General features: G+C 35.2%; 13 protein-coding genes and 1 pseudogene. 5 read left to right on the forward strand and 9 right to left on the reverse strand.

Features of this window, described 5'->3' with window-relative positions; translation table 11 throughout:
- Positions 1 to 35: 35 nt before the first annotated feature.
- A complete protein-coding gene (locus tag AAC155_RS09825) occupies positions 36 to 608 on the reverse strand; it encodes a phage baseplate protein (RefSeq protein WP_113041976.1) in 573 nt (190 codons plus the stop codon).
- Positions 609 to 877: 269 nt separating this feature from the next.
- Between AAC155_RS09825 and AAC155_RS09830 the strand changes: the two are divergent.
- Together AAC155_RS09830 and AAC155_RS09835 are read left to right on the forward strand one after the other, a co-directional pair.
- Positions 878 to 1,032: pseudogene (locus tag AAC155_RS09830) on the forward strand (type II toxin-antitoxin system HicA family toxin).
- 24 nt (positions 1,033 to 1,056) lie between these two features.
- A complete protein-coding gene (locus tag AAC155_RS09835) occupies positions 1,057 to 1,485 on the forward strand; it encodes a type II toxin-antitoxin system HicB family antitoxin (protein WP_113041977.1) in 429 nt (142 codons plus the stop codon).
- A gap of 450 nt (positions 1,486 to 1,935) precedes the next feature.
- On the opposite strand, the gene AAC155_RS09840 is transcribed toward AAC155_RS09835, so the two are convergent.
- The 3 genes from AAC155_RS09840 to AAC155_RS09850 form a co-directional block, all read right to left on the reverse strand.
- The gene (locus AAC155_RS09840; RefSeq protein WP_011147237.1) at positions 1,936 to 2,706 is read right to left on the reverse strand and encodes a glycosyltransferase family 2 protein; all 771 of its coding nucleotides are present in this window, start codon (positions 2,704 to 2,706) and stop codon (positions 1,936 to 1,938) included.
- 159 nt (positions 2,707 to 2,865) lie between these two features.
- Entirely contained in the window at positions 2,866 to 3,639 is a 774-nt protein-coding gene (locus AAC155_RS09845; RefSeq protein WP_339961085.1) for a glycosyltransferase family 25 protein, read from the reverse strand.
- 304 nt (positions 3,640 to 3,943) lie between these two features.
- The gene (locus AAC155_RS09850; RefSeq protein ID WP_113041978.1) at positions 3,944 to 5,026 is read right to left on the reverse strand and encodes a glycosyltransferase; all 1,083 of its coding nucleotides are present in this window, start codon (positions 5,024 to 5,026) and stop codon (positions 3,944 to 3,946) included.
- Positions 5,027 to 5,654: 628 nt separating this feature from the next.
- Between AAC155_RS09850 and AAC155_RS09855 the strand changes: the two genes are divergently transcribed.
- The gene (locus AAC155_RS09855; protein ID WP_262405111.1) at positions 5,655 to 5,783 is read left to right on the forward strand and encodes a hypothetical protein; all 129 of its coding nucleotides are present in this window, start codon (positions 5,655 to 5,657) and stop codon (positions 5,781 to 5,783) included.
- 111 nt (positions 5,784 to 5,894) lie between these two features.
- On the opposite strand, the gene AAC155_RS09860 is transcribed toward AAC155_RS09855, so the two are convergent.
- From AAC155_RS09860 to AAC155_RS09870, 3 genes are all read right to left on the reverse strand, one after another.
- Positions 5,895 to 6,053: a hypothetical protein gene (locus AAC155_RS09860; protein ID WP_158536537.1), complete on the reverse strand. Its 159-nt coding sequence runs from the start codon at positions 6,051 to 6,053 to the stop codon at positions 5,895 to 5,897.
- A 259-nt stretch (positions 6,054 to 6,312) separates the two neighbouring features.
- A complete protein-coding gene (locus AAC155_RS09865; protein ID WP_113041979.1) occupies positions 6,313 to 7,290 on the reverse strand; it encodes a glycosyltransferase family 2 protein in 978 nt (325 codons plus the stop codon).
- Positions 7,291 to 8,125: 835 nt separating this feature from the next.
- Complete coding sequence (locus AAC155_RS09870) at positions 8,126 to 8,479, reverse strand: type II toxin-antitoxin system HicB family antitoxin (RefSeq protein ID WP_228901333.1); 354 nt, start codon at positions 8,477 to 8,479, stop codon at positions 8,126 to 8,128.
- A 485-nt stretch (positions 8,480 to 8,964) separates the two neighbouring features.
- Here AAC155_RS09870 and AAC155_RS09875 point away from each other — a divergent pair, with 485 nt between their 5' ends.
- Both AAC155_RS09875 and AAC155_RS09880 read left to right on the forward strand, forming a co-directional pair.
- On the forward strand, positions 8,965 to 9,840 hold the full coding sequence (locus tag AAC155_RS09875; protein WP_146748079.1) for a pyocin knob domain-containing protein: 876 nt from the start codon (positions 8,965 to 8,967) through the stop codon (positions 9,838 to 9,840).
- 2 nt (positions 9,841 to 9,842) lie between these two features.
- On the forward strand, positions 9,843 to 10,265 hold the full coding sequence (locus AAC155_RS09880; protein WP_011147240.1) for a tail fiber assembly protein: 423 nt from the start codon (positions 9,843 to 9,845) through the stop codon (positions 10,263 to 10,265).
- A 44-nt stretch (positions 10,266 to 10,309) separates the two neighbouring features.
- Here the strand turns inward: AAC155_RS09880 and AAC155_RS09885 are convergent, their stop codons facing one another.
- Entirely contained in the window at positions 10,310 to 10,936 is a 627-nt protein-coding gene (locus AAC155_RS09885; RefSeq protein ID WP_113041981.1) for a tail fiber assembly protein, read from the reverse strand.
- Positions 10,936 to 11,695: phage tail protein (locus tag AAC155_RS09890; RefSeq protein ID WP_229015801.1), on the reverse strand; the 760-nt coding region annotated here is incomplete at its 5' end. The genes AAC155_RS09890 and AAC155_RS09885, both read right to left, overlap by 1 nt.

The raw sequence follows: 11,695 nt of genomic DNA on the forward strand, positions 1-11,695 counted from the left end.
TAAAATGACAAAGAGGAATTAAACCATCAATTAACTCATGCAGAACGATACCAACCCATTAACATTACATAGGCGTTAGCTACATTTATCACTGAACCACTACCTGTGTTTCTTGTTGTCCCAGTTACTAAGTGGCTATGGGCACCAATCGCTACAATGTGGTTATGATTGCCTGCTGAGTTAGTATCTGGATTTTGGAAAGTATAACTCCCGCCTGAGGTTGTAGATACTTTTGGACGTATATCTCCGGGCCTTCCCATACCATTTACAGTATGGTAATGGTTTCCTGCTGTGTTTGTTGTCTTTGTCCCATAATCAAATGAACTAGTTGTTGCACTAAATGAATGGTTATGTACAGGTAACTGCGTTGCTGAGAGCGTAACACTATCAGAACCGCCAGAACTCAGTACGTTTGAGCCACTCGTACTAGCTAAACGAATTGTTTTATTTTCACCAATATATTTCCATGTAGTACCTGGAAACAGTGTATTTGGGTTTTTATTTTGTGCAAACCAAACTACGATTCCGACAGGATAAATGGTGTTGATATTAGCTGCACTTTTCGCCAAATTGACGGTTTCTGTTAAACCAGGCTTTCTGTAGTTCATTAACTGACAGCAATCTTTGTCAAAGCAGCTTTTAAAGGCATTAAATGGGACTCAATATGGTAAAAATTGGGCAGATCTGAGTACCAATAAATAACCAAAATAATGATTGAGAAAGAAATATATTAACTATGATGGAATTACGAACAATAATTGGGTGGAAAACATACAGAAAAATTAGCATCACTTTGCGTTTTAACGCAAGTTCATTTGAGATAAATAAATTTACTTTGTGTGTATGCGTGCATATGCTTATGCCAGGTTGGGAGGATATGAAATCAACCAACCTGATAAAAGAGCTGATTGCTGTTGGACGCGAACTTAGAAGGAGTTATCAATAACCGGAAAGACATTTCCAGTTCCGCATCCCAAAAAAGATCTGCCTATCGGTATTGTCAAATCTATAAAGAAAATGGCGAGAGTTTAATCCCCGACGACTTTGGAGGTCATCATGTTTTTTTCAGTAGGTGTTGAGTTGCCGAAAGATGAAAACACCGCGTATGGTCTAGCTATTCCTGCGCTGTGTACCGAAGATTATGGCTGTTTTTCTGCTGCTGATAATAAAGAAGACATTGCGATAATGGCACGTGAAGCTATCTTGTTAACGGTTGAAGATATGGTTGCAAACAGTAGAGCCATTGAACAAATTAAGGACCTTGGCTATCTGGTTTATGCAAAAAATACAGAATATCAATATGTTGATAGTTGGTTTGTTATTGATGTTGATTTATCTGAATTTTCCGGAAAGCAACAGCGTATTAATATCTCATTACCCGATACGCTCATTCAGCGTATTGATAATCGCGTCAAAGAAAGTCCGACACAATATCGAAATAGAAGTCACTTTTTAGCTAAAGCAGCAAGACATGAACTTAGGTAACACTATGGTGCATGGGTGTGCCATAGTTTAAAAAGCATTCAATTGATACTATGTTTGTGAATCCTTTACACTGCCGTATGAACGCAAAACCCGAATGATAGGTGCCGCACCTTCTTTGTTGGTCATAAAGCAACCAAAATAACGACTTATTTGGAGAAAAATACATTCATCTTGAAAAAACCATGAACAAGCTTTAGATGATAAATTAACGAGTTTACATAGTGCTCTTTTACTCGCATTATGAGATGTATTACACTTTCAGTTTTAGAGTTATCTATCATGATCATGCAACTAAGGAAGCCGATAGTTTACTGAAATTTACTAAAGTAAAGTATCAGGAGGAAAACTCGTAAATATTGCGGGAACCAAATATAAAACCCTTTAATTTGCATGAAGCCCCCGCAAACCATTAGATCACTCATTAATACACATAAATCAAATAGATATTAATTAAAATCCTTTAATAAAATACATTAAAAAGCATCCTGTAATTACACCAAAAGTAAAATACTTTATTTTCCTTCTATTTTCGCGTTTCCTCTGTCTTATCTCTTCATCTGTTTTTATATGATCATCCCAACCGATATGCCTAACTGCGCTTTTATCTAAAATAACTGCATATTTATCTATTTCTGCATACTTCTTTGATAGTGTCATCTCTGTATCACCTGCTAGATTATAGGGCATGAATAATTCATAATCTGATTTTCTTCTAAGCCCTGGATTAAAACTGAATCCCCTCCATCTGAAATCATTGCTTTCCAGAGTAGAAAAGCAAACACCTTCTAATTCTCTAAAATTACTAGGGTAATGGAATGGATAATGAAGCATCACATCCTCTTTTAAATCTCTGAGCCAGACTTGGAGTATGTTTTTATCAGACTTCAAAGCAACAAAAGAATCCTCAATAAATCTATCTCTATAGAAAAGCCAATCGTCTTCACAATGGAAGATATAGTCAGTTTTTACTTTACTATATGCCAGATCAATTGACTTAATTTGCCCTAGTTTAGGATTGTTTAAAATAATTTCACAGTATGGTAGCCAGTGCTCAGGTATGACAGAATGAATAGACTTATCTCCAGAATCCTCCGTTACAACAACCTCTTTTATAGGATAAGAATTATACTTATCAAACGACTCAATAGTTTGCTTTAATAAATCAAACCGGCCACAACTTGTAATGACCAGGGTAACATCACTTGAATCAGAAAATAACATAATATTTACTCATTGACTTTTATAAAATTCACTATTACTTGGTATGATAACAAACAAAATACTACTTTCATAGTGTCAGAACGATAACTTAATTTTAAGTATTTTTTAGTAAAAGATCATATATTAAACCTGAACTTATCAATATCCTCAATATAATATTTATGGCTTTATCCGTTTCACCAATAAGCGGATAAATATCCGCCAAAACATTGTATATAATTTTACGTATAATGACCTTCTTTTTCTTTGAATTCTGAAGAATTCTTGCCTACTCTGCTTTTGTTTTTTTCTTTCTAGCGCCAAGTTTGATTGAAGATATAGCGGCGTTGTAGAGATGACCGGAGGTACCACTGCTTTCACTTTTATGATCCGTCTTTCATTGAGAAAACGCCACTTATCAGCTTCAAGCCAAACGGGCTGTAGAAAATCAAGTAAACATTGTGCAGCGTAATTATTAATTACATAACCATAAGTACAAGCTGCTTCAATCACATTAACTAAATAATACTGACCCGTTATATTTTTCTTGAAAGTGTCAATATATTCGTTAGTTTTATTAAGTAAAATGATATTGGGTTTGTTAGGATTTTTGGTGTTGAATTTATCTAATGCACTCAGTACATCAGAGATATTTTTATTGATTTCTGCATCGTCTTCCATGATAAGAGCTAAAGGAATGTTTTCGTCGACAATTCTCTGGTAGACTAATAGATGGCTTAACGAGCATCCTAGCTCTCCAAGAGTCATCCCGTTATTATAAAAGTCGCGACTAAGTTTCATTACTTCATCTTTGGAAAGCTGTTTGCCATTTACCGCTTTGATTATTTCAACATCCAATCTCAAAGATGATGCTTGCTGTAACATCGAATACTTTCTTTCGACATCTGATTCTAAGTTAATTATAAAAATTTTCATTTTTTCTGGTAAAATCATGAGAAGATTTAAGTAAAAGATAAACTATGGAATTTATAGCCACTTAATTTTAAAATAATATAAATTGATATTTTACTTAGCTACAGTACCAAGATCCCCTCATATGAAAGGCTAAAATATTTTCCATTCTTTGAAATCCTATTTTTTCTTATCTTCATAAATACTCTTTTAAAAAAAATAAAACACTATGATTTAATATAAAAATTAGTGTTGAAAGATTCTTTACTATCCGATAGACAGAGTAGAATACTCCTTAATGTGAACTTTGCATTATAATCTCTTTTGTGTTAATTAGTGCATATCATCAAATATTAAGTGCTGATTTCACTCTTTTTAAATAATTTGAATCAAATAAATTGGAAATAGCCATTTTTATTGTATTACTGTCAGATAGTTTTTTTCCGCTAACTATATCCTGCAATTTACTTATTAATTCAGATGGTTTATCAACAGGATATAGTTCACCATTAATTTCATTCTTTATGATATCAGCAGGGCCAGTTTTGCAGTCAGAGCTTATGCAATATATACCTTGAGCATTAGCTTCGCTTAATACCATAGGAAACCCCTCAAAATCTGAAGTTAATAACAGTGCTGTAATTTCTTTAATTTCATTCATAATATAATACCACGGTTCTTTATGCCACCCGTGCCATACTATATTACTGGTTATATTTAGATTATCCGCTACACTGCGTAATATTTTCTCATCACAACCACTACCAACAATATTTAATTCCCAATTACCATGAACTTGCGATAATGCCTTAAACATACCACTAATGTTTTTATGACCGTCGGCTAATCTGCCTACATATAGAAATTTAGTTATATTCCCGTTTGGTTGAGGGATTGTTTCGCTTTTCTGAGAAACAGGATTGAAGATAGTAAAAATTTTATCTGGATTAACACCTCTATCAATAAATTGTTGAGTTATACTTGAACTAATAGAAAGGTGATAATCAGCTTTTGTTGCATAAATATTTTTATACAATTGATCAAGAGAAGTATGAACCCATGAAAATAGAGGAGTTTTAGAAAAGATTAATTTTTTTGCCAGACTTGTTATGTAACAACTTAATGGATCTATCGCAATAATGATATCCGGATTTTCTCTTCTCATAAATTTAGAGAATAAAAAGGCAAAGTGTACTCTGCGAGCTTTTGTGTTATATATCTTAGAACGGATGCGATGAAATGACATTCCATTTAACCAATCATCATTTATTTCAACAGATTCTTGGCGGATATCATTGATAAAGAAGAAACTGACGTCTGACGCTGGGCAATCTTCTGATAATAAAGCTACTAATTTTTTGCATACAGTTTCCCTTCCTCCAAAACCAGACATGTCATAGCCTACGATAATGATTTTTTTAGCTTTCATAATTAATCTAACCTTCTTATATGGGTTTTTATGAATTTCATATCTCTATATCAATAACATATTCATGTAACGGTAAAAGGTAGCTTGTATTATGAAAAAAAGAACCAAAATTCAAGCTATTCACTAGCACCATACTACATGATTTTCATAATGTGAATCAGAATATTCAAGAATTTTTTAAAACCTGAATACTTAAAGCGAAAGAGAATTAACATGGTATAAAAATATAACTATGATTTTCTGGTATAGGGAAATGTATATGAATTTATTTAAAAAAATATATTACTAGCTTGTTATTATCACCAGTTATCTTGTGAGTTACTAGAAGGCATTAGCTATAACACTAATATACAACTCACAAAGGAGAGTGGAATATCAAAGCATCAGTTGTAATATCTGCTTATCATCCCAAGAACTGAAAAGATAAAAAGTTGTATGATTTACGAAAGTAAACCGTGTAAATTCGCTGATTTATCACTCAGAACTTGCTGGTAATTCCTGAATGGTTAATGTCTTTTTCTTTAAATCGTCGTTTTGGTTATCGATTGACATGTGAATATATACCCTATGGATTTCAAGATGCATCGCGGCGGCAAGGGAGCGAATCCCCGGGAGCATAGAGAACTATGTGACCGGGGTGAGTGAGTGCAGCCAACAAAGAGGCAACTTGAAAGATGACGGGGATAGTTTTTCAGGTCAGTTAATGTTTGATACTAATGAAACATCAACACGGCTTAATAATACTAGGAGAGTGTGAGTTAAATGAACCAACTTTGATCAAGAGCTTTGAATTCTCTACACTTCGTAATCGTAGTGGGCTTTCGAACCTAAATTGATGAAAAAACTTCAAAAACTAATTGGCAAAATATTAACTCTGTAAAAATAAAAAGATTTGTTCCGCACATGATACAAGTTGAACAGAATTGCGCTCTTTTGCAATTGTTGTGATTTTTGAAAAATTAAATGCTCCTGGATAATTCCCACCATTAGCTGATACCGCATTTTTCTCCAACTCCACCGTTTCCATCAAGCCAATGAATTATCTAGCCTGTAATTTAAATTGTGCATTTTCTAAGATAAGCCGTCAATTGCTATATCTCAGCAATTTTCTCGCCAAAATAAAGTACATTAAAAAACACAAACAATTGACCAGTAAAAAAAGATAAAATTTCTAAATGAATTTCATACTATGAAAAATTGTTAATGTAAAAATATAAAGCTTATTAACAGTCTAAAATGGCCTGTTTTTACAGGCCATTTAGATTGTTGTCATGATTATATAAAAATTAAATTTTATCTTTCCTTTTAGTCAGTAATAAATTAGCCAACAACCAAATTATTTTATTTTTAGAATTAATTATTTTTAGCCTAAATAAAAAATTATTTCTCTTCCGAATAAATTCAGCATCTTGTCTTTGATAAGAAAAATCGGATAAAAAAGAAGAAAGCTCATCAAATCTTTTGGATGCTAGCATTTTCCACATTAGCTGGCCTTTTAGGCTTAAAGCTTTTGATTTAACTTTCTTCATAAAGATTTCACGATCTTCGTTATGGTATTGCATGTCCATATCTTGATAAATCGTGTCCCAAGCTTGGATTTCATCTATATAATTCTTTACACCCCACTTCTTATTCATGATGGAATCACTTCGGTAAATATAATTATAAAGATATTCTGGGATGTAAGAAAATTTTGCTTTACAGATACATAACAAAATAAATGAAATATCTTCTCCTACAATTAGGTTTTCATCAAACCAAATTTTATTTCCTAGCAAAAAATCACGTTTAATTAACATACAACAAATTCCAAAATAATCAAAGTTCAAAAAATTGAATGCCAGGTTATTTAAATCTCGATAATCTTTAGAATAAATCTCTTTGCCTGTATAAACATTCTTGAACAAACAAAAAGTAATATCACTCTTTGTCTCACTATTTTTTCGCAACACCGATTCAATAAACGAAGGCTCAAAAGAGTCATCACTATCTAGGAAAGTGACATAATCTCCTTTGGCTTTACTTAAGCCAATGTTTCTTGCTGCGGAAATCCCTCTGTTTTCTTGAGAAAAAATCGCAATATTGAAGTATTGTTCAGACAGCCGGTTAAGAACATCCATTGTGCCATCAGTTGATCCATCGTTGACAATGATGATCTCAGTGTTTTTATATGTCTGATTAAGAACACTATTAATAGCATTTTCTATAATATCTTCGACATTAAAGGCCGGGATGATAATTGAAACTAATACATCATTATTCATAATAGTACAATCCGCTAGTTACCTACAGGAATCCTTTAGAATTATTCAATAAAGAGCTTTCAATACTAAATATATATTCTGATATAAGTACATGTGTGAATTGAACCAACATCAGTATTCCTGCTCCTAATTGTCAAATTTAAAGACATTTAATTGATTATCAATATGATCGATATGGGGTATTATACTGCTTTCCTCCCATTAATTGTATCAATTAATGACTAAGGTGAAGATTTACTGTGAAAAATGTTCTCTATCTAGTAACATTATTACTCGCTCACTAATAAAATCAGTCCTGTACCATCACACTTCCAGAATCTTTTTATAGCTTTTAAGCTGAGTTTTTGCTGTTATATCGAATTAGCCTTAGTTTTACACAGTTAAGAATGTGATTTTTCATAGGTTGGTAACTGTCGCAAAATTAAAAAAACTATCAGAATCTAGATTTACAGTAGAACGAAAAAATTTCCCGGGTAAAAAATCAGTATATTTTTCACCAATAGGAATTACGTAGTAAATTTATTTTTCACTATGTAAAGTTAATTACACAAAATAAAAATATAATGAAAATATTTATCGTTATAAATCTCACTGAGCATTCCCGCAACTCATCGATAGGAAATGAAGTTCATTCAACAGTAAACGAGCTAGATATACAAAAAGAAAACATAAAATTTTAACAACTTTGCGTTTGATGTTTTTGCGTGTATTTGTTCGTTCATGGGTGAAGAAAGTCAGGCCATGATTTTTTATTATTATAGACACAATTAAGAGTTGTATAACTATGATTTGCAAAATAGTGTTTTTATTTAGCTCATCTTTTAAAGTTCTTTTGTTATTCAATATCGTATTGTGCCAAACTTTCTTTGTCACGATTATTAATATGCCGCTGCTTTCCAGAAAACTCAGATAAATCAACGTTGATAACAAACCAGTTATCAATGTATTGATATTTTGTGTTTTTTGCATAAACCAGATAGCCAGCATCCTGAATGTGTTCAACTGCGCTATTATTCGCGACCATATCTTCTACTGTTAACAAGATAGCCTTACACGCCATTATCGCAATGTCTTCTTTATTATCCGCGGCAGAAAAACAGCCATAATCTTCGACACACAGAGCAGGAATGACCAAACCATACGCTGTATTTTCATTTTTCGATAACTCAACACCTACTGAAAAAAACATGATGACCTCCAAAGTCGGCGAGGATTAAATCCCCGCCATTTTCTTTATAGATTTGATAATACCGATGGCAATCTTTTTTGGGATGCGGAACCGAGTATGTCTTTCCGGTTATTGGTAACTCCTTCTAAGTTCGCGTCCAACAGCAATCAGCTCTTTTATCAGGTTGGTTGATTTCATATCCTCCCAACCTGACATAAGCATATGCACGCATACACACAAAGTAAATCTATTTATCTCAAATGAACTTGCGTTAAAACGCAAAGTGATGCTAATTTTCTGTATATTTTCCACCCAATTATTGTTCGTAATTCCATCATAGTTAATACATTTCTTTCTCAATCATTATTTTGGTTATTTATTGGTACTCAGATCTGCCCAATTTTTACCATATTGAGTCCCATTGAATGCCTTTAAAAGCTGCTTTGACAAAGATTGCCGTCAGTTAATGAACTACAGAAAGCCTTGGTTTAACAGAAACGGTAGAATTGGCGAAAAGTGCCGTGCCGAACAGCCGGAAAATTAATGGCAAAGCATTAAGTGGGGATGTCAATATTACCTCTCAAGATATCTTTAATGGGCAAGCAATATCGATCCCTGACAAAGCCGATTTAAATGATTATCAAACGCCAGGGCTTTATTATCAGGGTTTGAATGTACAAGCGACAGCCGGTAAAAACTACCCCGAAGCATCCGCTGGTTCTCTTGTTGTTTTACAGGCTGCTGGCACTATTCAACGTTATTTTGTCTATAATAGCAGTCGGATATATACACGGGCTTTATACCCGTGGAGCGGTCCGGGATGGACACCTTGGGCACAAGAATATAACACGCAGAATAAACCTATTGCGAGTGAACTTGGTTTAACAGACACGGTGAATTTGGCGAAAAGTGCTTACCCAAAATCCGGTGGTGTTTTGAATGGGTATGTGGATGCAACAGGGTCTATTTCCGGCAGAGGTGTGTATGAATACCCAAGTATTCGTGTTTATAGTGCTGTAAACAAACCGTCACCGGGCGAGCTAGGCGCATATACCACAGGTGAATGTGATGGGCGATATGGCAGCAAAAATATGGCCTTAAAGTCTACAAATGGTTGGTGGAAATGTGGCGATACTGGAGTGATTTATCAGTGGGGCGTAACTCGAGTTCTAGAGCCTCTAGAGATTATCACAGTTCAGCTACCAGTTAGGTTCTCTAATGCATGTGTGAATGTAATGTTGACAGTGAATCGACTAGGGGCCAGTGGTGGTATAGCTAATGGTTACTCCGCTGTTCTAAGTCCATCTTCATTCAAATTGACTAATGACTATGCTAATACTGGTATTAGTGTAGGTTATTATTGGTTCGCAGTGGGGTATTAATTATGTATTATTACAGTGCAACAACTAACGCATTTTATCCAGCCGAATGGAAACAAGACTATATCAATGCAGGTTCATTTCCAAATGATGCAGTGGAAGTTAATGAGGCTATTTTCATTGAGTTTGCTGGCAGTATTCCACCAGAGGGTAAATACCGAATAGCGGGTAAAAATGGCTTACCAGAATGGGCAGATATTCCTCCCCCCACAAAAGAAGAATTACAGCAACAGGCTAAATTTCAAAAACAGCAATTAATAGCTGAAGCAACAAACCAAATCGCACCATTACAAGATGCTATTGATCTAAATATGGCAAATGATGAGGAAAAAGCACAATTAGTAGCTTGGAAAAAATACCAAATATCACTAAGTCGTATTGATGTCACATTAGCACCGGACATTAACTGGCCTAAAAAACCATACTGATATGTATTTTTGTTATCGGGCTGCATAAGCAGCCCTTATTGTTGTCATTCTGGCATCTCAGGCCACTTAATATCAGGGACCAATGAAGTGTCAACACGGTTCAGCAATACCAGATATTTTTTCCATTCAAGTAACAATGCCTGTTCCTCTTCCGAAGCCAATTCCGTATCAACGGCATATTGGAGTAACGTAATGGTTTCATTAGCTTGTGTACACAGTGTGCCGCGTAGTTGTTCTGCCTGCTCAATCTCACTGTCCTTTATTGCCGCTTTATCCGCCACCCACTTTGAGCCATCCCATTTATCAAAATGAGTAGCAGGTTGTTCGAATGTCAGGGTTTTGGGTAGTTCACCCAGATCAGTAATTTCTTGCGGTAAGCGAGTTTGTGTGTTGTAAGCTGTTTTTCCCCGGTAATCGGAGACAATTTCCCAGTGATCTCCGTCTGCTGTGCGCCTGACAGCCAGAGAATCGGAGTCAGGAAGTGTCGGGGCATCTATATAGGAACTCGCCGGTATGCCAACTCCCTTCATCAGATATTCTGGTGTCGTGCCAATAAATTCCCTTGAATTAGGCGCTGCATGGTAGATTGTCAGCCAGCCCGCTTTTTCTGCTAATCCATCTTTACCCAATATGGCAATCTCATATTCTAAAGAGTATTTTTGTGTATCCATTATGCTGCTCTCACTATGTAGTTAAATGCAATGTTGCGAGGTCTGTTCTCTGAAGCAACAGGGACAACTCGTGAAACATCAAAGAGAACCTGTTTTTGCCAGACATCTGTATATTCATTTCCTGGAGCCTTTTCGCCTGAAAGAGAAAAACATCCTCCATAATTATTATTTCCACGTAAAATTGTACCTGGGGTATAACCAGTAATATTACGAATTGCATCCCCCTGATGAGTTAAAACCCCACGACCACGATCTACACCGCGCCCATCATCCCAGCCACGAATAAATTCACCGCGCAAATCAGGCAGCACACCTGATGGATAAGCTATAGCTAATTGTGGATATAGTGATTTATTAAATGATTGACCGTTGCATGCGAGATAGCCAGCAGGCACATTTGGTAACGGCCATGGGATGGGTGAGCCGACAGATATGTTGATATCATCAAGTGTTGCTAACGTGCCGGATTTTTCTGGTGTTGCTAAAGTATATTTGCGATTGCTGTTTTCATCATTAGCGTATATTGTCAAACGATTTCCAGCTGTTCCTTCAATACCGATAAAATGCTTGTTTGCTGCTCTGAATTCGATATTCGGCCAATTCGATCCATTGTTTATTCTTAAGGTGCCTGTTTGAGCGCTTAATGTACTCGAAATCGGTAAAGCCCCCACATCCCCGGCATTCAAACTGACATCCCCACTCAACGCCTTGCCATTAATTTTCCGGCTGTTCGGCACGGCACTTTTCGCCAAATTGACG

Source organism: Photorhabdus sp. HUG-39, assembly GCF_963878365.1.
Classification (GTDB): Bacteria; Pseudomonadota; Gammaproteobacteria; order Enterobacterales; family Enterobacteriaceae; genus Photorhabdus; species Photorhabdus kayaii.

Coding starts and splice junctions, on each gene's coding strand:
- AAC155_RS09825 (WP_113041976.1), bottom strand. CDS start 608: ATGAACTACAGAAAGCCTGGTTTAACAGAAACCGTCAATTTGGCGAAA.
- AAC155_RS09835 (WP_113041977.1), top strand. CDS start 1,057: ATGTTTTTTTCAGTAGGTGTTGAGTTGCCGAAAGATGAAAACACCGCG.
- AAC155_RS09840 (WP_011147237.1), bottom strand. CDS start 2,706: ATGTTATTTTCTGATTCAAGTGATGTTACCCTGGTCATTACAAGTTGT.
- AAC155_RS09845 (WP_339961085.1), bottom strand. CDS start 3,639: ATGATTTTACCAGAAAAAATGAAAATTTTTATAATTAACTTAGAATCA.
- AAC155_RS09850 (WP_113041978.1), bottom strand. CDS start 5,026: ATGAAAGCTAAAAAAATCATTATCGTAGGCTATGACATGTCTGGTTTT.
- AAC155_RS09860 (WP_158536537.1), bottom strand. CDS start 6,053: ATGGAAACGGTGGAGTTGGAGAAAAATGCGGTATCAGCTAATGGTGGG.
- AAC155_RS09865 (WP_113041979.1), bottom strand. CDS start 7,290: ATGAATAATGATGTATTAGTTTCAATTATCATCCCGGCCTTTAATGTC.
- AAC155_RS09870 (WP_228901333.1), bottom strand. CDS start 8,479: ATGTTTTTTTCAGTAGGTGTTGAGTTATCGAAAAATGAAAATACAGCG.
- AAC155_RS09880 (WP_011147240.1), top strand. CDS start 9,843: ATGTATTATTACAGTGCAACAACTAACGCATTTTATCCAGCCGAATGG.
- AAC155_RS09885 (WP_113041981.1), bottom strand. CDS start 10,936: ATGGATACACAAAAATACTCTTTAGAATATGAGATTGCCATATTGGGT.